The sequence below is a fragment of the Novosphingobium resinovorum genome (genome assembly GCF_027922145.1).
GTDB lineage: Bacteria > Pseudomonadota > Alphaproteobacteria > Sphingomonadales > Sphingomonadaceae > Novosphingobium > Novosphingobium resinovorum.
Genome location: NZ_BSFC01000030.1, coordinates 127,367 through 148,677 on the forward strand (window position 1 = coordinate 127,367; position 21,311 = coordinate 148,677).

General features: G+C 66.0%; 17 protein-coding genes. 5 read left to right on the forward strand and 12 right to left on the reverse strand.

Annotated features, from left to right (window positions below; genetic code table 11):
- Window positions 1-15 precede the first annotated feature (15 nt).
- From PKE80_RS18605 to PKE80_RS18630, 6 genes are all read right to left on the reverse strand, one after another.
- Window positions 16-1,224, reverse strand: a complete 1,209-nt coding sequence (locus tag PKE80_RS18605) for an alpha/beta hydrolase-fold protein (protein WP_271183774.1) — start codon at window positions 1,222-1,224, stop codon at window positions 16-18.
- Between the two features lie 233 nt (window positions 1,225-1,457).
- On the reverse strand, window positions 1,458-2,582 hold the full coding sequence (locus PKE80_RS18610; RefSeq protein WP_271183775.1) for a zinc-binding dehydrogenase: 1,125 nt from the start codon (window positions 2,580-2,582) through the stop codon (window positions 1,458-1,460).
- On the reverse strand, window positions 2,582-3,436 hold the full coding sequence (locus tag PKE80_RS18615; RefSeq protein WP_036529001.1) for an isocitrate lyase/PEP mutase family protein: 855 nt from the start codon (window positions 3,434-3,436) through the stop codon (window positions 2,582-2,584). Before PKE80_RS18615 ends, PKE80_RS18610 begins: the two co-directional genes overlap by 1 nt.
- Window positions 3,433-4,026, reverse strand: a complete 594-nt coding sequence (locus tag PKE80_RS18620) for a 3-isopropylmalate dehydratase small subunit (protein WP_271183776.1) — start codon at window positions 4,024-4,026, stop codon at window positions 3,433-3,435. The genes PKE80_RS18615 and PKE80_RS18620 overlap by 4 nt, the downstream gene beginning before the upstream one ends.
- Window positions 4,026-5,411 (reverse strand): 3-isopropylmalate dehydratase large subunit, encoded by a 1,386-nt coding sequence (gene leuC, locus PKE80_RS18625; protein ID WP_271183777.1) that lies wholly within the window; start codon window positions 5,409-5,411, stop codon window positions 4,026-4,028. Before leuC ends, PKE80_RS18620 begins: the two co-directional genes overlap by 1 nt.
- A 60-nt stretch (window positions 5,412-5,471) precedes the next feature.
- Window positions 5,472-6,788, reverse strand: a complete 1,317-nt coding sequence (locus tag PKE80_RS18630) for an MFS transporter (RefSeq protein ID WP_271183778.1) — start codon at window positions 6,786-6,788, stop codon at window positions 5,472-5,474.
- Between the two features lie 310 nt (window positions 6,789-7,098).
- Between PKE80_RS18630 and PKE80_RS18635 the strand changes: the two genes are divergently transcribed.
- Complete coding sequence (locus PKE80_RS18635; protein WP_036529004.1) at window positions 7,099-7,908, forward strand: IclR family transcriptional regulator domain-containing protein; 810 nt, start codon at window positions 7,099-7,101, stop codon at window positions 7,906-7,908.
- 226 nt (window positions 7,909-8,134) lie between these two features.
- Here the strand turns inward: PKE80_RS18635 and PKE80_RS18640 are convergent, their stop codons facing one another.
- From PKE80_RS18640 to PKE80_RS18650, 3 genes are all read right to left on the reverse strand, one after another.
- Window positions 8,135-9,163 carry a DUF1838 family protein gene (locus PKE80_RS18640; protein WP_271183779.1) on the reverse strand — a complete coding sequence of 343 codons (1,029 nt, stop codon included), beginning with the start codon at window positions 9,161-9,163 and terminating at the stop codon, window positions 8,135-8,137.
- Between the two features lie 234 nt (window positions 9,164-9,397).
- On the reverse strand, window positions 9,398-10,315 hold the full coding sequence (locus tag PKE80_RS18645; protein ID WP_271184014.1) for a LysR family transcriptional regulator: 918 nt from the start codon (window positions 10,313-10,315) through the stop codon (window positions 9,398-9,400).
- 89 nt (window positions 10,316-10,404) lie between these two features.
- Window positions 10,405-10,965 carry a DUF3598 domain-containing protein gene (locus PKE80_RS18650; RefSeq protein WP_231958331.1) on the reverse strand — a complete coding sequence of 187 codons (561 nt, stop codon included), beginning with the start codon at window positions 10,963-10,965 and terminating at the stop codon, window positions 10,405-10,407.
- Window positions 10,966-11,130: 165 nt separating this feature from the next.
- Here PKE80_RS18650 and PKE80_RS18655 point away from each other — a divergent pair, with 165 nt between their 5' ends.
- Window positions 11,131-12,588, forward strand: coding sequence for a flavin monoamine oxidase family protein (locus PKE80_RS18655; protein WP_271183780.1), 1,458 nt, complete (start codon window positions 11,131-11,133; stop codon window positions 12,586-12,588).
- Window positions 12,589-12,709: 121 nt separating this feature from the next.
- Window positions 12,710-13,717 carry an alpha/beta hydrolase gene (locus tag PKE80_RS18660; protein ID WP_271183781.1) on the forward strand — a complete coding sequence of 336 codons (1,008 nt, stop codon included), beginning with the start codon at window positions 12,710-12,712 and terminating at the stop codon, window positions 13,715-13,717.
- A gap of 19 nt (window positions 13,718-13,736) precedes the next feature.
- Here PKE80_RS18660 and PKE80_RS18665 read toward each other — a convergent pair whose 3' ends face one another.
- Together PKE80_RS18665 and PKE80_RS18670 are read right to left on the reverse strand one after the other, a co-directional pair.
- Window positions 13,737-14,744: an alpha/beta fold hydrolase gene (locus tag PKE80_RS18665; RefSeq protein WP_271183782.1), complete on the reverse strand. Its 1,008-nt coding sequence runs from the start codon at window positions 14,742-14,744 to the stop codon at window positions 13,737-13,739.
- A gap of 157 nt (window positions 14,745-14,901) precedes the next feature.
- Complete coding sequence (locus tag PKE80_RS18670) at window positions 14,902-16,107, reverse strand: FAD-dependent oxidoreductase (protein WP_231958333.1); 1,206 nt, start codon at window positions 16,105-16,107, stop codon at window positions 14,902-14,904.
- A 404-nt stretch (window positions 16,108-16,511) separates the two neighbouring features.
- Between PKE80_RS18670 and PKE80_RS18675 the strand changes: the two genes are divergently transcribed.
- Entirely contained in the window at window positions 16,512-17,945 is a 1,434-nt protein-coding gene (locus tag PKE80_RS18675) for an aldehyde dehydrogenase family protein (RefSeq protein ID WP_370424080.1), read from the forward strand.
- Window positions 17,946-18,173: 228 nt separating this feature from the next.
- Here the strand turns inward: PKE80_RS18675 and PKE80_RS18680 are convergent, their stop codons facing one another.
- Complete coding sequence (locus PKE80_RS18680; RefSeq protein ID WP_271183784.1) at window positions 18,174-20,291, reverse strand: TonB-dependent receptor; 2,118 nt, start codon at window positions 20,289-20,291, stop codon at window positions 18,174-18,176.
- 282 nt (window positions 20,292-20,573) lie between these two features.
- On the opposite strand from PKE80_RS18680, the gene PKE80_RS18685 reads away from it, so the two are divergent.
- Entirely contained in the window at window positions 20,574-21,308 is a 735-nt protein-coding gene (locus PKE80_RS18685; RefSeq protein WP_271183785.1) for an SDR family NAD(P)-dependent oxidoreductase, read from the forward strand.
- The last annotated feature ends 3 nt before the right edge of the window (window positions 21,309-21,311 follow it).

Here is a 21,311-nt window from a genome sequence, read left to right on the forward strand (position 1 = left end):
CGAAGCCCCCTTGGCCTAGCGGAACAGCCTCGGCGCGAAGTCCGCGAGGTAGCGGCGCCAGTTGGGCCATTCATGCCCGCCGCCGGTCTCGTTGTAGTGATACGCGATGTGGTAGCGATCGAACAGCGCGCGGGTCGGCGCGACGGTGCCGTAGAGGAAGTCGTCCTTGCCCATCGCGAAGTAGAGCAGCTTGAGATCGCGGGCCGACTGCTTGAGCGCGGCATCGTAAGTCTTCGCGTATTCGTCCACGCGGCCCTTGTCGGGACCGACGCCCAGACCCATCGAGAACACGCCGATCCAGCGGAACAGGTCGGGATGCGTCAACCCGTTGCGCAGCGTGTGCGATCCGCCCATCGACAGTCCCGCCATCGCCCGCGTTGCCGGGCGCGCGTCGGTGCGGTAGTTGGCGTCGACGTAAGGGATCAGGTCCTTGATCAGGTCGTTGCCAAAGTCCGGGTTGTCGAGCGTCATGACGCCTTCGCGCAGCGGTGTATGGCCGTCCGGCATGACGACGATCATCGGCACGGCCTTGCCGCTGGCGATCAGGTTGTCGAGGATCAGGTTGGCGTGGCCCACGCTGGTCCAGCTGTCGTCGCTGTCGCCGGCGCCGTGGACCAGATAGAGCACGGGGTACTTGCGCGCGTCCTTCGTGTAGCCGGGCGGCGTGTAGACATGAGCGCGGCGCTTGATGCCGAGCGAATTGGACCAATACTCGACGGTCGAGACGGTGCCGTGGGCGACTTTGGCATCCCACGTCTGGAACGCGCCTTCGGGGCCGGTGACCTCGAAGGTGGAATTGATGCCCTTCAGTTCCTCGGAGAAAGTCTTGCCGAGCGGATCGGGCGTCTTCACGCCATCGACGCGGAAAGCGAAGCGGTAGACATCGGCGGGGACGGGCTGGGGCGTGATGACGGTCCACAGGCCGGTCTTGTCCTTCGCCATCGTCAGGCCCTGCGGCGTACCTGGCGGGAAGCCCATCGGGATGATCTTCGCGATGTCGGTGCTGGTGAGCAGCACCTCTTTCGCATCAGGCGCGCAGATGCGGAAGGTGACGCGCTGGTCGGGAAGCTGTTCGACCGACTTGAACGGGGCTGGGCCGGAATAGAACGGCGGTGTGACGCAAGTGGACGGATCGAGCTGTACCTGCTGCTGCGCGGCGGCGGGCGCAAGCGGCATGGCGGTGGCGGCGCTCAGCGCGGCCAGAAAAGCGAGCCTGAATGACATGCAGGAATCCCTGATAGATGCAGCCTGTCGCTGCCAGTATCAGTCGATGTCAGTAAGCGGCTGTGGGCAAGGACGCCGCAGTGCCTTGCCCGCCTGTTGGATTTCGACGTGCATGTTCACCATGCCCCACTTCCCCCGCTTCGTCATTGCGAGCGTAGCGAAGCAATCCAGGGCGGCTTACGCGGCCCTGGATTGCTTCGCTACGCTCGCAATGACGGAGGTGAGGCCATGCCTCAGAACCGGATGATCTGGCGGATCGCCTCGCCGCGATCCATCGCGTCGAGCATTTCGTTCAGGTCGTCCAGCTTGTGTGTGGAGCTGATGAGGCGGTCCACCGGCAGGCGGCCGGCTTTCCACATCGCCACGTAGCGCGGAATGTCGCGCGCCGGGATCGACGAGCCCATGTAGGAGCCGATCAGCGACTTGCCCTCGGCCACCAGCGAGACGGCCTGCAGGTCGAGCCGCTGTTCGGGCGCGGGCAGGCCCACGGTGACGACACGGCCGCCGCGACGCGCTGCGGTATAGGCCGAGGCCAGCACCTTGGCGTTGCCCACGGTCTCGATCACGACGTCGGCCTTCCCGCCCAGATGCTCGGCCATCACGGCCTCAAGCTGGTCCGGGGTGGTGCCGATCGCACCGAGATCATCGGCCAGCGCGATCTTGTTCGGCGCGAGGTCCACGCCGATGACCGTCGCCGCGCCGCTCGCCACCGCGCCCATCAGCGCCGCAAGGCCGACGCCGCCGAGGCCGAAGACCACGACCGTCTCGCCCGCGCGGATGGCGGCGCTGTTGATGGCTGCGCCCACGCCCGTCAGCACCGCGCAGCCGAACACGGCGGCGACTTCCGCGGGAATGTCGCGGTCCACCTTCACGGTCGAGCGCTGGTCGACCACCACGTGCGTCGCGAAGCACGAGACGCCGAGGTGGTGGTGCACGTCGTTGCCGCAGTCGTGCAGGCGGAAGCCGCCGCCGATCAGTTCGCCGCGCCCGTTGGCCGCGGCGCCCGTCTCGCACAAGTAGCCCTCGCCCGAGAGGCAGGGGGTGCAGCGGCCGCACGAAGGCAGGAACACCAGCACCACGCGGTCGCCGACCTCGAGGCCGGTGACGCCGGAGCCAAGCGCCTCGACGATGCCGGTGCCTTCGTGGCCCAAGGCCATCGGCATCGGGCGCACGCGGTCGCCGTTCACCACCGACAGGTCGGAGTGGCACAGGCCCGCCGCGTCGATGGCCACGCGCACTTCGCCCTGGCCCGGTGCGTCGAGATCCAGTTCCGCGAAGCGCAGCGGGGTATTCTCGGCGTAAGGCTTGGCATTCCCGCCCGACTGGGCGAGCACGGCCGCGCGCGTCGTGGTGCCCATCAGCGCGCCCACTTCTTGTCGAACGCCCAGACCTCCTCGAAGCCGACGAGCGAGCAGAATTCCTTGAAGTCGAACAGGCCGGGCTCGGTCGGCTCGCCGGTGCCGTGGTCGCGCAGCTGGTTCAGCGCCAGCTCCATCGCGCGGGCCGAGACGAGGCTGGTGAGCGCGGGGTAGATCGCGAAGGCGAAGCCGAGTTCGGCCAGCACGTCGGTCGGGTAGGGCGGGGTCACGCCGCCGTTGGCGATGTTGACCATCACCGGTTTGCCGAAGGTCTCGCAGACCTTGCGCATCTCTTCCTCGGTGGTCACCGCCTCGGGGAAGAGGATGTCGGCGCCGGCCTTGTCGTAGGCTTCGAGGCGGCGCATCGTCTCGTCGAGGCCGAAGCTCTGGTAGGCGTCGGTGCGGGCGATGATCAGCATGTCCTCGCGCGCTTCGGCGGCGACCTTGATCTTGTCGACCATTTCCTCGGTGGTGACGACGCGCTTGCCCGGCGTGTGGCCGCACTTCTTGGGGAATTCCTGATCCTCGATCTGGATCGCGGCGATGCCCGCCTGCTCGTAGCCCTTCACGGTGTGGTGGACGTTGAGAAGACCGCCGAAGCCGGTGTCGGCATCCGCGATCAGGGCCGAGCCGATGGTGCGCTTGATCGTCGCCATGCGGTCGAGCATCTGGGTGTAGCTGACGATGCCCGCATCCGGCAGGCCGTAACCCGAAGCGGTCGTCCAGTAGCCGCTGCCGTAGACGACGTCGAAGCCCGCGCGCTCCGCCATCAGCGCGGCGATCATGTCGTGCACGCCGGGGACCGGGAAGAACTCGCCCTTGGCCAGCTTGGCCTTCAGGATGTTTGCGCTCATGCTTCAGTTTCCTCTGTCCAGAGCCACGGCGCGGCTGAGCGCTGGGCCTTTTCGAATGCGGTGATGTCCTGCCCGTGCAGGGCGAGGATGCGGGTGGTGTTGTTCCAGCCGGCGAGCAGCATTTCGCGGTCGCTGTCGGGAACGGTGAAGGCGAACTCCTGCCCGGCGCACGTCACGGTCTGCGCGGCGAGGTCGATGGATAGATCGTTGCCCGTTTTCGCCAGCGCCTGCAGCGCGGCGAGCGTCGCGGGCTCCATCATCCCTGCCACCATACCGTTGTTGGCGCAGTTGCCGCGGAAGATCTCGCCGAAGCTGGGCGCGAACACGGCGGTCAGGCCCATGCCGTCGAGCGACCAGACGGCATGCTCGCGGCTCGATCCGCAGCCGAAGTTGGCGCCCGCCAGCAGCACCGGCGGCTTGTCCGCAGCCTCGTAGGCTTCGAGCAGGGCCGGGCGGTCATGGAAGGCGAAGCGGCCGAGGCCCTTGCGCTCGGTGTGCAGCAGGAAGCGTGCCGGGAAGATGATGTCGGTGTCGACGTCGTCCTCGTCCAGCACGAAGGCGGGGGCGGTGAAGGGGGTGAAGCCGGGCATCAGGCGAACTCCTTCCGGACGTCGACGATGCGACCCGCGATCGCGGCGGCGGCGACCATCGCCGGGCTGGCGAGGTGCGTGCGTGCGCCCGCGCCCTGACGGCCCTCGAAGTTGCGGTTGGAGGTGGAGATGGAGCGCTTGCCTTCGGGCACGAAGTCTCCGTTCATCGCCACGCAGAGCGAGCAGCCCGCGTGATGCCACGCAAATCCCGCCGCCTCGAACACCTTGTCGAGCCCTTCGGCCTCGGCCTGGTGCTTGGTGACGGTGGAGCCGGGAACCACCATCGCGGTGACACCCTCGGCGACATGGCGGCCGCGGATTATGCCCGCGGCGGCGCGCAAGTCCTCGATGCGGCTGTTGGTGCAGCTGCCGATGAAGGCATAGTCGATGCCGATCCCGGCGATCGGCTTGCCCGCTTCAAGGCCCATGTAGTCCAGCGCGCGGGCAGGGCCGGCGGGCACGGTGCCGTCCACCGCCATGACCTGATCGGGCGAGGTACCGAAGGTCACCTGCGGGGCGATGGCGGCGGCGTCGATCTCGACCGTGCGGTCGAACACGGCGTCGTCGTCGGAACGCAGGGTGCGCCACCAGGCGACGGCCTGATCCCACATCGCGCCCTGCGGCGCGCGCGGGCGGCCCTTGAGCCAGGCGAAGGTAGTTTCGTCCGGCGCCACGAGGGCGACGCGCGACCCCGCTTCGATGCCCATGTTGCACAGCGTCATGCGCGCTTCTATCGACGCGGCGCGCACCGCCTCGCCGGTGAACTCGATGGCATGGCCGATGCCGCCGCCCGCGCCGATCGTGCCGATCAGGGCCAGGATCATGTCCTTGGTGGTGACATGCGGCTGCAGCTGCCCGGCGTAGTGGACGCGCAGGTTCCGGTTGCGCGCCTGCCAGAGCGTCTGCGTGGCCATCACCGTGCCGCACTCGCTGGCGCCGATGCCGAAGGCCAAGGCCCCGAAGGCCCCGTGCGTGGCGGTGTGGCTGTCCCCGCAAACCAGCGAGATGCCGGGCATCGTGAAGCCCTGCTCGGGCGAGATGACATGAACGATGCCCTGCCGCTCGCCTTCCAGCGCGAGGTATTCGATGCCGAACTCGGCGCAGTTCGCCTCCAGCAGCGCGACCTGCTTGCGCGCGAGTTCGCCCTTGATCGCGCCGCCGCGCTCCGAGGTCGGCACGGCATGGTCTGGCACCGCCAGCTGCGTCACCGGGCGGCGCACCGTAAGGGCATTGTCGCGCAGCAGCTCGAAGGACTGCGGGGTGCTCACCTCGTGCAAGAGGTGGCGGTCGATATAGATCAGGTCCTTGCCCGCATCGCCGCGCACCACCGTGTGCGCGTCCCAGAGGCGGTCGTAGAGCGTCTTCGGAGCAGATTGGCTGGTCATCACATCACGCATTGGAACGGGCAGGAGGCACCGTCGAGCGATCGGAACGGCATGTCCGTTCTACGGATAGTCGCCCCGGATCGCCCGCGCCAGCCCCGGCACCAGCAGCAGGCTGGCGAGGAAGAAGCCCACCGGGATCAGCGAATAGTTGAGCACCACGCCGAACAGCGCGGCGGGGCTCTGCTGCGCCGGGCCGGCGGTGGAGGAGACGAAGCCGCACAGGCTCAGCACCGCGCCCGAAATCACCGGGCCGAGCGCGAAGCTGAGCTTCTCGCAGGCAGACCACAGGCCCGCATAGCCGCCTTCGATGCCGCTCTCGTGCTCGCCAAGATGCACGGTGTCGGTGAACAGCGAGGTGACGAGCAGGATGAACCCGGCGTTGGTGACGCCGATCACCGCGCCGCGCAGCAGGATCAGCACGTCCTTGCCGCTGACCGCACCCAGCGAGACGCCGTCTCCCCAGTCGATGCCGAGCCATGTCAGCGTCACCGCGCACCAGCCGAGGCACAGATAGACGAACAGCGAAATCTTGCCGATCCGCCGCGAGATGCGCAGCCACAGCGGCTGCGTGACGAGGCCGGCCAGCGACATGATCAGGACATAGGCGGTCAGCAGTTCGATCCGGTCGACGAGATAGACGAAGACCAGCGCCACCACCGTATAGCTGCACGCCTGTCCCACGGTCTGGAGCAGATGGATGGCGGTCAGCTGCCGGAACGCCCGGTTGCGCCATGCGGCGGCAAGCATCCGCGTGAAGGGCACCGGCGCCTTCGCCGCTGCCGGGCGGTGCAGGCGCGAACGCAGGCCGAGCGCACAGCCGAGCATGGAGGCCAGGCACAGCGCGGCGAAGATCACCGACATCACGCTCCACGCCTGACGCCCGCCGCCGAGCCAGACGACCGTAGGCTGGGCAAGACCGATCCCCAGCACTACGCCGAGCGTGGTGAAGGCGATGCGCCATGCCAGCAGCTTGGTGCGTTCATGCGGGTCGGCGGAAAGGGTCGTGGCAACGGCGAGATAAGGCACGGAAAAGGCGCTGAAGGCCGTCATCGCCAGCAGGAACACCGCGCTCGTCGCGGCGGCGGCGGCATAGGGAGAGCCCATCGCTGGCAGGTTGAACAGCAGCACGAAGCCGATGCTCGTGGCGATGGCGCCGCCGACGAGGAACGGGATGCGTCCGATCGAACTTTCGCGCCGGTCGGACCACGCGCCGACCAGCGGGTCGCAGATGATCACCCACAGCTTGGGGAGCAGGATCACTAGCCCGGCCAGCCATGCCGGGACGCCGAGCACGGTGGTCATGTAGACGGGCAACAGCGCCGCCGGGGTGTCGCGGAAGACCTGCGCCCCGGTCTGGCCGAGGCCGTAGCGCACCATGGTGCCCGTATCGAGAGGAGTTCGGGGGGCGAGTGATTCGGATTCGTTCCGGGGTGTCTGGAGCAATTTCGGCCTCCACGCAGGACGGGAGGGAAACGTCTCATCGTCATCAACCGTATGACAGGCGCATTTCACCGCGATCCGCTGCGCGGATAAACGCGCACATCCGCCGTTTTTTGGTCGGTGTGCGGATTTTGTGCTCACCCTGCGGATAAAAAAGCATTCGCCAGGCGGTAATCGGGGCCGTAACGATAGCTTCACAAACATCGGAGGAGGGGTCCGATCAACAAAACGGGTTTGGGGTGAAGCTATGGAACGAGGTGTACCGATCCGGGCGGTTTGCCGGGCTATTTCGATACTTCAGGAAATAAATCAGATGGGCTCGCTTTCGATGATGCAGATCTCGAAACGTGGCCGCATCCCTTATCCCACCGCCTGCCGCATCGTGCAGACGCTGATGCATGAGGGCCTCATCGAGCAGGAGCCGGCGCGCAAGTTCTACCGGCCTACCGCGCTCGTCCAGTCGCTGTCGCAGGGCTTTCAGGCGGACAGCTTCCTAGTGGAACACAGCCGCCGGCATCTTCGGGCGCTGACGCACAAGATCGGCTGGCCGGTCTCGCTGACGGTTCGCATCGGCACGCATATGGTCGTGCGCGATTCGACCCACGCGGACACCTCGCTGACTTTCGAGCGGTATTATCCGGGCTTCCGCCTGCCGCTGATGGACTGCGCTTCGGGCCGGGTGTGCCTTGCGCATATGACGCCGGAACAGCTCGACCGCGTCATGGACTGGGTTTCGCTCGTCGGCTCGCCGTCGGAGCAGGACCTGACTGCCTACGTCTCGGTCAACACGCTCAACAAGATCCGCGAAGAAGGCTACGCGGCGATCGGTTGGGGCCAGCACAACCTGACGCCGGGCAAGACCTCGTCGGTGGCGGTGCCGATCTTCCGCGACGGCCAGTTCGAAGCGGCGCTGACGATGATCTACTTCGCCGCCGCCATGAAGCAGGGTGAGGCGGTGGAACGCCACCTTGCGGAACTCAAGGCGACGGCGGCAGCGATCACCGAAGAGATCAACTGCACCGAACTGCCGGACATGGAGTTTCCGGTTCTCAACTGATCGGAATCATCCGAAGGTCGCACGAAAAACGCCCGGTCTCGCGACCGGGCGTTTTGTTTTTTCGAGACTTTCCAGGACCGATGGTACGGCGGGGCAATCCTCCCTGTCGCGCAGCGATGGGGAGGTGGCAGCCCGCAGGGCTGACGGAGGGGTTTTTCTCCCCCTCCACCACCCGCTGCGCGGGCGGTCCCCCTCCCCATTCCTTCGGAACAGGGAGGATAAGGTTTTACCCCAGTTTCTTCGGCGCGGCCGGGGGCTGCGGCGGGGACCAGCCCGCCGGAACCGGCGCGGGCTTCTGCTCGCGGGCGTAGTTCTCGAGGCTGGAGAGCGAAGGCCCGTAGTCCTCGGTCGGCGAGTGCAGCCACTTTTCGTCCATCGCGCGCGCGGCCTCGACGAGGTCCTGCGGCAGTTCCTTGATGCCGCCGGGCAGCGTCTGGAACGTGGTGAAGTAAGTGATGTGGCCGGGGGCCTGACCCATCAGCATCCAGGGCAGCCACGGCGTCATGCGGGTCCATGCGCCGATGTGCGGGATGTGGGTGAGGTTGGGGTTCAGCACGTCCTCGCGCTTCACGGTGTAGATGAAGTGCTCGGAGACGCGGTTCATCACGCCCGAGGATTCGCGCGGCCACTTGTCGGGCTGCAGCGCGTTCGGATAGATCATGTCGATGTCGGTGTTGACGATCAGGGTTCCTTCCGGACCCTCCATCCAGTCCATCAGGAACGGCTTGGGCTCGGTCTTCACCTTCTGCAGCCCGCCGTAGCTCGGCGGCTCGGGGACCTTGTCGCTGATGGTGAAGTTGAACGGGTCGTTGGCGATCGGCACGACCTTGACGGTCTCGCCGGTATAGGGGTTGTCCCAAGTGTCCAGCAGCTTGCCGGTCTCGATGTCGCGATAGAACACGACTTCGCGCAGCATGCGGCGCCAGCTGCCGTCGTCCAGGCGCTTGATGCGGGTGAAGCTGAAGCCCTCGGCGATGAACAGCGGGCGGATCTTCTCGTTGTCGCGCACCCCGAAGGCCTTGCCGCGCAGCCAGCCGCACTTTTCCTTGGTGGGATCGACGTCACCGTCGATGCGCGCATACGTATCGCGGTTCCACACCGGGTCCTTGAAGTCCAGCTTGGTGGTGAAATTCAGGCGCGACGCGGCCGTCGCGGACTTGCCGGCGGCGGACGCCACCGTGGGAAGCGCCGCCACGCCTGCGGCGATGGCCGCCAGGCTGAGGCCTTCGCGGCGGGTAAACGTGTTATTCGACATGAGCTGATCACTCCATGAGGCCGAGAGGCTATGTGCCGCGATGGAGATGGATGAAGCCGGGGCCAGCGTCGATCAAGCTCCCACGAATGATCGCCAGACAGATACGGCGGATCGCCGATCACAATTTTTGATCATTGCGTATGGTCAAGGCAGGCACGTCTATTGGCCCCGAGCCGCACTGTCGGGCGCGGTCAGGGTGTTGTCAGGTGCCGCTAGGGTGCCTTTGGGTGCCGTTCAGTGCGCCTTGCGCATCGGTTCGAAGGCCGATTTCTCGAGAATTTCGCGCAGTGCCTTGCAGGCGGAAGTCTCGAAGTTCTCCGCCATGCTGACGAAGCCGAACTGCGAGGCGGTGACCTCGGTGCCGGGTACGCGCCTGAGCGTGCCGTTCTCCAGCTCCTCGGCAACCCGCTCGTCGGCGATCAGGCCGATGAAATCGCCGCTCAGAACCAGTAGGCGAATGACGTCCATCGAGGCCGTCCGCACACTCTTGCGCGCGACATCGCGGCCTGCCGTGGCCATGACCGAGACGATGTCGCTCTGGCCCGGAAATGCGCCGACAATGGCGGTGTCGAACTCCACCCACCGGTACTGGGAGATCGGGCGGCGCTTGGCGATATCGTCGAAAACCGGGTGCGTGGCGGCCGCGACGACGGAATAGTTAAGCGTCCCCAAGGGCTCGGTCAGCAGGGTGCCGCCATGTTCCTCGTCGGCCGGGATGGCGCAGCAGGCGAAGTCCACTTCACCTTGCTGGAGACGGCCGAGGAGCTGCGAACTGAAGCCCTCGAATACCCTGAGCGTGGTCGAGGGGTACTGCTCCGAAAACTCGGCGATGCAGCGGGCGAAGGCGTCGGTCAGGAAGATCGAGTGCACGCCCATGTTGATCGTCTGGTTGTGCGTGCTGTCGGCGACCTCGTCGAGGATGCGCTCCTGCTCGCGGAAGATCAGCCGGGCGCGGCGGACCAGACGGTCGCACAGCGGCGTCGGCCGGATGCCGCGCGGGCCGCGCTCGAACAGGCGGCCGTTCAGCGTTTCCTCAAGCTGGTGCATGCTCCAGGTCAGGGCGGGCTGGGAGATGCCCAGATCGCGCGCCGCCTGCCGGAAGCTCCCGGCTTCGTAGATCGCCACCATGCGTTGCAGTTTGACCAGGTCCATGCGCGTCACCGTTGATCGTCGGGCTCGGGTTTGTCCAGCCTTGCAAGCGGGGAGGGGCCATCGGCCGCACTCCCCGCCGTGCAGGGCGTTCAGTTCTGCGGAGCACCGGTGTCTTGGAAGTTCTGCCAGTCGCGGGTGACGAGGCGTTCGTCGATCAGCGTGCGCTGGTAGCATTCGCCGTCGCGGAACCACTGCCAGGTGCGGGCGCGCTTGGTGAAGTCCTCGTTCACCTGGATCATCTCGTAAAGATAGATGCCAGGCTCGTTGTGGCGGGTCCAGTTGAGGCAGGTCGAGCGGTTGTAGTCGTCCGGCTGCATCGCGGCGGCCCAGCCCTTGATCAGCTCGTTGTCCCAGCGGATGCGGCCGTCTTCGTACCACGCCGGGAAGTCGCGCACGTCGACGCGGCCGTCGTCCCAGAAGTAGTGGTTGGTCTGGTGGTATTCCTCGTGGCCCGGCTCGCCGACGAGGCGGCAGAACAGGCGCGAGCGATGCTGGTCGGTCAGTTCGCCGGTCTTCGCGTCGTAGTAGCGATACCAGCCTTCCCACACGCCTTCGTTGTTGCACAGCAGAGGCATGGCTTCCCGGATGCCGGGTTGCGAGACCTTGTTCACCATCATCGCCACTCCATAAGATGTCTTGAAAATGCCCATCGGCTGCCCCCTGCCTAGTTGCAGGAGGTGCACGCGCGAGCATTTTGCGTCCGATTGATCGCTGTTCGATCATATTGATCGCTTGCCTGACCGCTTCCGCGCGGGCGTGGCATTGGGGTTTCGAATCAGTTGATCACTGCAAGAGAGTCTAGGAGTCTTCGAGCCATGACGATGGACAGGCGTAGCTTCACCCTTGGTATGGCCAATGGCGCGATCGGTGTGGGAATGGCCTCGATGCTGCCTGCTGCAGCGCTCGCTGCCCCGGCCAAGAAGGCAGCGGCCGGGCTCGACGTGCTGGTGCTGGGCGCGGGTGTTTCCGGCCTGCAGGCCGCGTGGATGCTGGAGGAGCAGGGGCTCAAGGTCGCCGTCCTCGAAGGGCGCCAGCGCGTCGGCGGGCGGGTGATGACGCTGCTGGACGAGCCGGGCTATCCCGAGATGGGCTTCAACTCGATGGGCGAGGGCTATGGCCGCGGCGTCGACGCCGCGCAGCGCGCCGGGGTGACGCTGGAGGACATCGGCGGCCGATACCGCGTCGGCAAGCCGCCCATGCTGTGGATGAACGGCCAGCCCCTCACGCGTGAGGAATGGGCGCGCCATCCCGGCAACCCGTTCCCCGATGCGATGAAGTCGGTACTCCCCGCCGAGATGGTCAACAAGCTCCTTGCCGAGCGCACGCCGCTCAAGGACTGGAACGCCTGGACCGACCCGGCCAGCGCCGTGCTCGACGTTCCGTTGCATGATTTCCTGCGCGCGCAGGGGCTTTCGGACCCGGCGATCCGCCTCGCCAACGATGTCTCGCCTTATTACGGCACCAATTCGTGGGACGTCTCGGCGCTGATGCTGGAGTTCAACGACGGCTTCGTGAAGGCCCAGTTCGAGGCGGGGACAAAGTCGTTCGGCGTCAAGGGGGGCAACCTGCACTTGCCGATGGGCATGGCCAAGCTGCTCAAAGGCGACGTCATCCTCGGCAAGGAAGTGGTCGCGATCGAGGCCACCGACAGCGGCTCGACCGTCTATTGCCGGGATGGCTCGACGTTCAGCGCCAAGCGGGTGATCTGCTCGCTGCCGTTTTCGACGCTACGCTACGTGAAGATTCTGCCGGGCCTGTCCGGCGCGCAGGCGGAGGCGGTGTCGCAGATCGCCTATCAGCCGCTGTCGATGGCGTTCCTCACTGCCACCGCGCCGTTCTGGGACGAGGACGGGCTGTCGCCCGGCATGTGGACCGATGGCCTCGCGGGCACCGTCATTCCGCAGCACTACGGCGCGACGCCGGAGGAAGTCACCGGCTTGCTGGTGCAGGCGCGTGGCGGTCTCGCCAACTACTGGGACCGCTTGGGCCGGGACAAGGCGCTGGCGATGATCGTCGCGCAGATCGAGGCGATGCGCCCGGCGGCCAAGGGCAAGCTGATGGCGCGCACGTATTTCAGCTGGTCGCAGGAAGTCTTCAACGGCGGCGACTGGGCCTACTTCGGACCGGGACAGGTGAGCCGCCTCGTTCCCGAAATGTCCAAGCCCGCCGGTCGCCTGCACTTCTGCGGCGAGCATACCGCCACCGGCGCTCGCGGTCTCGAAGGTGCGCTGGAGTCGGCTGAGCGCGTGGCCCTCGAAGTTCTCGAAGCCTGACGCAAACACTTCTCCGAAGTGCGATCAGTTTGTATTATCGGTGATAACAATTTCCTTTGAATGCGCATGATCCGGGTGGTTTTCGGCCACCCGGATTTCGGCCGTTTCAGGGAGATTGCACGTGCGTCGTTCTCTTTGCGCCTTGCTGCTTGCGGTGATTGTTCTTTCCCCGGTCTCCGCCTCCGCCGCTCTTTCCACGCTCGGCAATTCGCCTGCGGGCCAGCAGGCCGACGGGGTGGAGGTGCAGGCGCCCACCGTGATCTGGCCCAAGGGCGCGCCTGAACTGAAGGGCTGGCCAGGCAAGGCCAGCGCCCCGGTGACCGAAGAACTGCGCGATGACGGCGAGACGCTGTGGAACGTCACCGTCCCGTCCTATCAGGCGTTCCTGCCCCCGCCCGGCAAGGCCACGGGAGCGGCGGTGATCATCGCGCCGGGCGGCGGCTTCCGCCTGCTCGCCATGCGGCACGAGGGGACGCGCGTGGCGCAATGGCTGGCGGAGCACGGCATCGCGGCCTTCGCGCTCAAATATCGCCTGATCCAGACCCTTCCCGGCGAGACCAACGAGGCGATGCGCAAGAGGGTCAACGCTACGATTCCCGCCGGGGTCGGTGGCGATCCCGGCGTGGCGGACGGGCTGGAAACGCTGCGCCTGCTGCGCTCACGCGCGGCCGAGTACCGCATCGATCCCAAGCGCATCGGTGTCGTCGGCTTCTCGGCGGGCGGTCATGTCGCGGGCATGATGGCTTTTGCTCCCGAGGCTGTGCGGCCCAATTTCGCCGGGCTGATCTACGGCATGCCGTTCGGCGCGAAGCTGCCGGAAATCCCGCCCGCGAACCTTCCCTATCCGGAAGGCACGCCCAGCGATCCCTGGCTGCAACCTGCGCCCAAGCCCGCGCCGGGCCGCCTGCCGCCGCTGTTCCTGGCCATGTCGCAGGATGACATGGCGGTGGGCTATGGCTTCCGGCCGTTCTACGATGCCCTGTTCGCCAGCGGCTACCGGCCCGAAACCCACCTGTATGAGCGGGGCGGCCACGGTTTCGGCATGAAGCAGACCGGCGGCACGACCGACCATTGGCTCGAGGAATTCCGCTGGTGGATCGCGGGCGAGGGCTTCACGCCCGGTAACTAGCCGGGCGCGGGTTCCGGCCTCAGGGAGCGGTGGTTTCCGCAGGCAGATTGGGGGTGCCCGCCTCGACATAGGCGGCGATGAGCTGGGCGAAGCGCTCGGGCACTTCCAGCGGCGGATAGTGGCCGACGTCGGGCATCATCACGCGCGAGATCTGCGCGTTCTTGAGGTAGCGCGCGATCGCATTGGCGGCCGATTCCGGCAGCAGGTGGTCGGCGGCGCCCCAGATCAGGAAAGTCGGCTTGCGGACCTTGGCCATTTCGACGGTGGCCTGCTTGCCGTCGCCGATGCGGGCGACGAGGGCGATCAGATTCTTCTCAGGGGTGCGGCGATAGAAGTCGTAGTATTCCTTGCGCGTCTGGGCGGAGATACGCGCAGCGTCGCCTGCGAAATAGCTCAGGAATTCGTTCCAGAAGGTCTGGTCGCGAAAGCCTGTCTGCTTGGCCCGCTCGGTCGCGTCGGTGAACGACTTGGGCATGACGAGATGGCTGGTATCCACCGGATCGGACGGGGTGTTCGACAGGATCAGCCGCTCGACGAGGTCGGGGCGGCGGGCGGCCAGATACATGCCCATCGTGCCGCCGCTCGACACGCCGACGAACGTGAGCTTCTTCACGCCGAGGCGGGTGAGCAGTTCCACCGGAATGTCGGTCGGCTGCATCGTCTTCGCAGCAGCGTCGGTGGCGCCGTCGGACAGGCCGTAGCCGGGAATGTCGTAGCGGATGATGCGGTAGCGGCCCTTGAGCGCCAGTGCGATCCGGTCCCACGTGCGCAGGCTGCTTTCCGAGCCATGGACCATGAACAGCACCGGCGCGTTTCTCGGCCCTTCATCCTTGTAGTGAATCTTGAGCCCGCCGATCACGGCATAGCGGCTCTGCGCATCGGCATACTTGCGGCGCAATTCCTCGATGGTGAGGTAGGGCAGGGCAGCCTTGGTTGCGGCTGCGGCGCTCTGCGCATGGGCGGCAGCCGGAACGAGGCCCAGCACCGAAATTGCGACTGTTGCGGCAAGCAGCGGAATGCGGATCATGGCTAACCTTCTTTATCAGGGACAGGCCGAGTTTATCGACTGCTTTCCCGATGTCCGAAAGATCGCCTGGACTATCCGACTGGCGGGCGTGCCCATACGCAAAGGCCCCGGCGAACCTGCGTCCGCCGGGGCCTCTATCTGTTTGCGATTCGGACGATCAGACGATCGCGGCCGCCTTTTCAAGACTGCGGAACATCGCCTGCTGTACGATGTACTCGTGCCGCGCATCGGCATCAGCCTCGAGGTGGGCGAGGTGCGTTTCGCGGGCATCGACCTTGTCCTCGACCGCCGCCTTGTTGGCGATGGTCTGCGCCTGCACGAAATCGCGCGTCACGGTGCGACGCTGGCGGTCGTAGAGCGAGAGCTGCGCTTCGGCGTCTGCGCCTTCGAGTATCACGCGGCTCAGCTTCTCGACGAGGTTCACCGCGTCATGGATGCCCGAGTTCATGCCGAAGCCGCCCAGCGGGTTGTTGAGGTGAGCGGAATCGCCCGCCAGCATGATGCGGCCCTGACGGAAGCTGTTCGCCACGCGCTGGTGGACGCGGTAGCAGGTGCGGTGCTCGGTCTGGACGGGAATGTTGACGCCCAGCAATTCGGCGAAGACCGCGTCCTTGGCGGCGTCGCTGGTCACTTCAGCGACGGAAGCGCCCGACTTCTGCGGCACGAGGACGCGCCACAGACCGGGAACCTTCAGCAGGACGCACCAGAACGGATCGCCGCTGACGTAGTTCACTTCCTTGACCCAGGGCAGATGCTCCTCGATCGGATAGGCGGTCGAGAGGGTCAGGAAGGTTTCGTCGTAGGTGAAGCCATCGAAGCCGATGCCCAGCCACTTGCGCACGGTGGAATTGCCGCCATCGGCGCCGATCAGGTAATCCGCGTGGAACAGCTTGATGTCGAACGGGGTCTCGACCGAAACCTGTACACCGTTGGAGCCCTGCACGCAGTTGGCGACCTGATGCGAGAACAGCACTTCCGCGTTCGGCATCTCGGCCAGCTTGGCGGCGATAAGGCGGGTCAGCTTCCACTGCTCGCACTGCAGGCGATAGGGATAGGGCGTGATGTCGCCGATTTCGCTCATGTCGAGCGAGAAGGTGCGGCCGGTGTTGCGGTTGCTGTACTGGTACAGCGGCGCGCGCAGGCCCTGGTCTTCCAGCGTCTGGCGCAGGCCGAGCTTTTCCAGCATCTCGAGCGTCGGCGGATGGAGGGTGGAGGCGCGCATGTCCTCAAGGCAGGTTGGCGCGCTTTCCAGAACGCGGACTGAAATCCCCTGCAGCGCCAGAGCATAAGCGGCCACCATGCCCACTGGGCCGCCACCGGCGACCAGTACCTGCGAGCGTGAATTGTCTAGTGGTAGCAGCAAGGCGTCCCCCGATGAGTAAATGCCTGTCAGGTAAGGTCGCCAAACGTCGCCGTGACTTGCACGACTGCGCGAAGACCGTCCCCCAGTGAACTGAAAACGACGTGTCGGACTGTGCGCCGCCTGCAGGACTGCCCTTCGACTTTTCGCGAATTCTGGTCCCAAGAGGCGCGCTGCCCTGTTTCGGCATAAGCGAGTTTGGCGGGAGGTGATCCGGTGATTGCACCGATGTTCGCGCTGCGATCACTCGGCCTTGATCACCCCTTGCCGTCCGGGGCATGTGGCAGAACGCAGGACAGGGAAACTCGGCCATGCCGGCCTACAGAATTGGAAAACCGATGTTACTTGACCCCAAGCCCCAGAGTTCCGCCGTTTCCGCGCTGCTCGATGCTCCCAAGACCGCCCGCATGCTCATCGGCGGACAGTGGGTCGATGCAGCGGACGGCGCCGTCGTCGAGACTCTCGATCCGGCCAGTGGAAAGATCATCGGCACGATCCCTGACGCCTCCGCTTCCGATGTGGACGCCGCCGTCGCCGCGGCGCGCAAGGCGCAAGGGCCGTGGGCCGCGACGCCGCCCGCCGAGCGTGCGCGTATCCTCTGGAAGATCGCCGACCTCATCGAGGCCAACATCGACGAATTGTCGGAACTGGAAGCGCTCGATCAGGGCAAGCCGCTCTACGTGGCGCGTTGGGCGGAAATCCCGGGCGCGGTCGGCCAGTTCCGTTTCTTCGCCGGGCAGGCCATGGCGATCGAGGGGCAGACCATCACCCCGTCGATCACCTATCAGCCGCAGGGCAAGGAAATGCGCGCCTGGACCGTGCGCGAGGCCGTCGGCGTCGTTGCGGCGATCGTGCCGTGGAACTCGCCGCTGGTGCTCACCGCGATGAAGCTGGCCCCGGCCTTCGCGGCGGGCTGCGCGGTCGTGCTCAAACCGGCCGAGGACACCTCGCTCTCGGCGATTCGCCTGGGTGAGCTGATCCAGGAAGCGGGCCTGCCCGACGGCGTGTTCAACGTGATCACCGGTCGCGGCGCGATTTCGGGTGCGGCGCTGGCCTCGCATCACGATGTCGACAAGGTCGCCTTTACCGGCAGCACTGCAACGGGCCGGGCGATTCTCGACGCGTCGAAGGGCAACCTCAAGCGCGTCAGCCTTGAACTGGGCGGCAAGTCGCCGGTCGTGATCATGGGTGATGCCGACCTGAACCTCGCGATTCCCGGCGCGGCGAACGCGATCTTCTTCAACGCCGGGCAGGTCTGCGTGGCGGGGTCGCGCTCCTATGTCCACGCCTCGGTCTACGATCAGGTGGTCGAGGGGCTGGCGGCTTATGCCGGCGGGCTCAAGCTCGGCCACGGTCTTGACCCGGCGACGCAGATGGGCCCGCTCGTCAACGCGCGCCAGGCCGAACGCGTCAGCGGTTTCATCGCGGGTGCGCGCAGCGAGGGCGCGGCCATCGTCGCGGGCGGCGAGCGCCTTGGCCCGGCCGGCACTTTCATCACCCCGACCGTGGTGGCGAACGTGACCGCCAGCATGGAAATCGTGCGCGAGGAAGTTTTCGGCCCGGTTCTCGCCGTGCAGAAGTTCGATGACGTGGAAGAAGTCGTCGCGATGGCCAACGACAGCGTCTACGGCCTTGCCGCCAGCATCTGGACGGAATCGCTCTCGCACGCGCATCGCCTGTCGTCGCGGATCAAGGCGGGTACGGTGTGGATCAACTGCCACTCGATGTACGACGCCAGCCTGCCGATCGGCGGCGTGAAGCAGTCCGGCTACGGCCGCGACAGCGGGCGCGAGGCGCTGGAAAGCTACCTCGAGACGAAGACCATCTGCGCGGTGGTGTGATGGACCAAATCCTCCCTGAGCTTACTCGGGGAGGGGGACCGCCGACGCAGTCGGTGGTGGAGGGGGAATTTCCCCTCCGTCAGCCGCTTCGCGACTGCCACCTCCCCATTGCTGCGCAACAGGGAGGATGTAGGACAAAAAAGAAGGCCCGGTAGGACTTGCGTCCCGCCGGGCCTTTTAGGGTGAGGGTGGGCCGGGCACCATTTCTGGCACCCGGTCCGGGAGAGATCAGAAGCTGTAGCGGGCAGTCGCCAGCACGGTGCGCGGGTCGGTCATGAAGCGCGGGTTCACGACCGAGAAGCCGAAGCCGGTCTGCCAGTTGATCTGGTTGAGCAGGTTCTTGCCAGCGACCTGGAACTGCCACGGCCCGACGTCGTACCCGACATAGGCATTGACGATCTGCGTCGAGGTCACCGCGCCGATTGCGGCGTTGTCCGCAGTCGAGAAGAACTTGTCGCGGAAGTTGGCGTCGGCGCCGAACTTCACCTTGCCCGAGCCGAGATCGAAGTTGTAGTCGAAGCCGACAGTCGCCTGGTAATCCGGTAGGAACGGCGGCGAGTTGCCCGCGAGCGAACCGCCCGAAGTGCGATACTTGCCGCGGTTCAGTGCGCCGTTGCCCCAGATCTGCAGGCCGTAGACCGGCTTCCACGCGATCTCGGCTTCGAGGCCCTTGATCGTCATGTTGTAGTTTTCGATCAGGAAGCCGCCGTCGCCGAGGTTGATCGATTCCTGACGGTTCTTGATCTTGTTGACGAAGCCCGAGAGCGCCACGCGCACGGTGCTGCCGAGGTCGGCCTTGATGCCCGCTTCGAAGGCGTCGGTGCTCTGCGGCTTGAACGCGGCGGCCAACTGCGCGGCGGTCGATGCGAGGCCATTATAGCCGCCCGACTTGAAGCCGACGCTGTACGAGCCGTAGAGCAGCACGTCGTTGCTCGGCTTGAAGTTGACGCCCAGCTTGGGGGTGAACTTCTTGTAGTGGTCGCGGCTAACTGCCGGATCGCCGCCGATGTCGGCGTTGAGCGCCTTGTCCTCGAGCGTGTAGCGGCCGCCGGCGATCAGGGCGAGCTGGTCGGTGACGTTGAAGGTCAGCTGGCCGTAACCCGCCCAGGCGTCGGTCTTGGCATGGAAGTTGGTGCGCGAGGGCACGAAGAACGTCGTCGTGTCGACGATCTGGTCGCCGTTTTCGTGGAAGTAGTAGAAGCCGACCACGTAATCGACGAGGCCGTCAGCCAGCGAGCCGGCGGCGTTAACTTCCTGGCTGAACTGCCACTGCTGGGAATCGCTGCTGCGCACGAACAGAGCAAGCGGTGTCGTGCCGGTGGAGCCGATCATCGAAGGATAGACGCCGCCCGAGAAGTCCTGAATCCAGAAGTCGTCCATCTCCGAGTAGCCGGTGATGGAGGTCAGCGTGCCGCCCGGATAGTCGGCCGAGAGGTGGAGCGATCCGCCCTTCTGCTTGACGCGGGTGTCCGATGCCACCGGCGAGAGCACGGTGCGGTACGAGCCCGAGAGCGGGACGATCTTGCCCTCGTCGTTGGTGGTGGTGTTGACCGACCACTGGCCGTCCGAGTTGAGGTCGAGGTAGAACAGGTTCAGGCGGGCCTTCACCACGTCGCCCTTGTAGGCGAGGTCGAACTGACCGCCCTTGAAGTCTTCCTTGCCCACCTTCTTGTCGAGCGTGGCGTTGTACTGGCGGCCGCCGTCACGGGCGCGCACGATGCCGTTGAACGATGCGGCCCACTTGCCGTCCTCGCTCAGCGGGACCGAGATGTAGCCCTTCACGCGTCGTTCGTTCCAGGTGCCGTAGCCGACCTGCACGTTGCCGGTGAACTCGTCCGAGGGCTGCTTGGTGATGATGTTGATCGCACCGGCCGAGGCATTGCGGCCGTAGAGCACGCCCTGCGGGCCGCGCAGGACTTCGATCCGCTCGATCTCGGCGAAGTCCATCAGCGCGCCCTGCATGCGGGCGTTGTAGACGTCGTTGATGTAGAGCGCGACTTCGGCTTCCGACATCACGTAGCCGCCGTCGGTGCCGCCGCCGCCGCGGATGTAGGCCTTGAGGCCCGCCGAGCCGCCGGTCACGCCGTCCAGCTTGAGGTTGGGGACGAGGCGCGCGACGTCGGTGGGGGTGTTCACCTGACGGGTCTGGATTTCGTCAGCGGTGATGGCGGTGACGCTGATGGGCACGTCCTGCAGGCGCTGTTCGGTGCGCTGCGAGGTGACGACGATGTCGCCGAAGCCGTTGGCATCGCTGCTCGCATTTGCGGCGGCGTCCTGCGCGGCGGCCATGGCGGGGAAGGAGCCGATCGCGGTCGCGAGCAGCAGCCCCTTGGAGAATGCCTTCATCATGGTGTCGAATGAACCTTTGTGCGTAGTATCTTCTGAACCCTGGCCCGTGGCGACGTGGCTCTTTTCGAAAGGAGCTTTGCGTCGGCGCCCGTCAGGCAAAGCGGAAGCTGTCGGTGATAAGGTTTTGTGGCAATGCTGCGCCGCAAACTGTCCGCAGGATGATAACTCAGACGCATCGCTCCATGCATGAACCGCTGTGCGGATAAAAACGGCCGGGTAGCGCGCCACTTTTCGGGGCGAGCGTCAGACTGCGGCGAAATCAACGCAGTGGAGGTCATGATGGCAGAGCTTACCGCAACGCAGGGCGCGGGCGTCGTACTGGTCACGGGCGCGGCGTCCGGCATCGGCAAGGCGGCGGCGGACCTGATCGAAGCGGCCGGGCGCACGGTGGTTCGCGCGGATTTGCACGATCAGGACGGACGCGGCGTCGCGCTCGATGTCGCCGATCCCGCCGCATGGGATGCACTCGTCGCGCGGCTGGAGGCCGAGGGTGGTATCGACGGCCTCGTCAACTGCGCGGGCGTCGGCGGCCTAGGCGCCATCGACGAGATCGCCATCGAGGACTGGGACCGCATCATGGCCGTCAACCTGCGAGGCACGGCGCTCGGCTGCCGCGCGGTGCTTCCGGCGATGCGCGCGCGGGGGCACGGGTCTATCGTCAATATCGGTTCCACCTTCGGTCTCGTCGCGCGCAACGACTGCGTGGCCTACGGCGTGAGCAAGGCGGCGGTAATCCACCTGACCCGCTGCATGGCGGTAGACCTTGCCGATGCGGGCGTGCGCGTGAACTGCGTGTGCCCCGGCCTGATCGAGACGCAGATGACAGCCCCGCTCGCCGATGCCGGGCTGGAGGCGCTGATGCAGGCCAACCTCCAGGCTCACGCGCTGCGCCGCATCGGCAAGCCCGCCGAGGTTGCGGAAATGGTCGCTTTCCTTATCTCGGATGCAGCCAGCTTCGTGACCGGGGCGGCGATCCCGGTCGATGGCGGCTACACCTCGGGCAAGTGGGTGTGACGC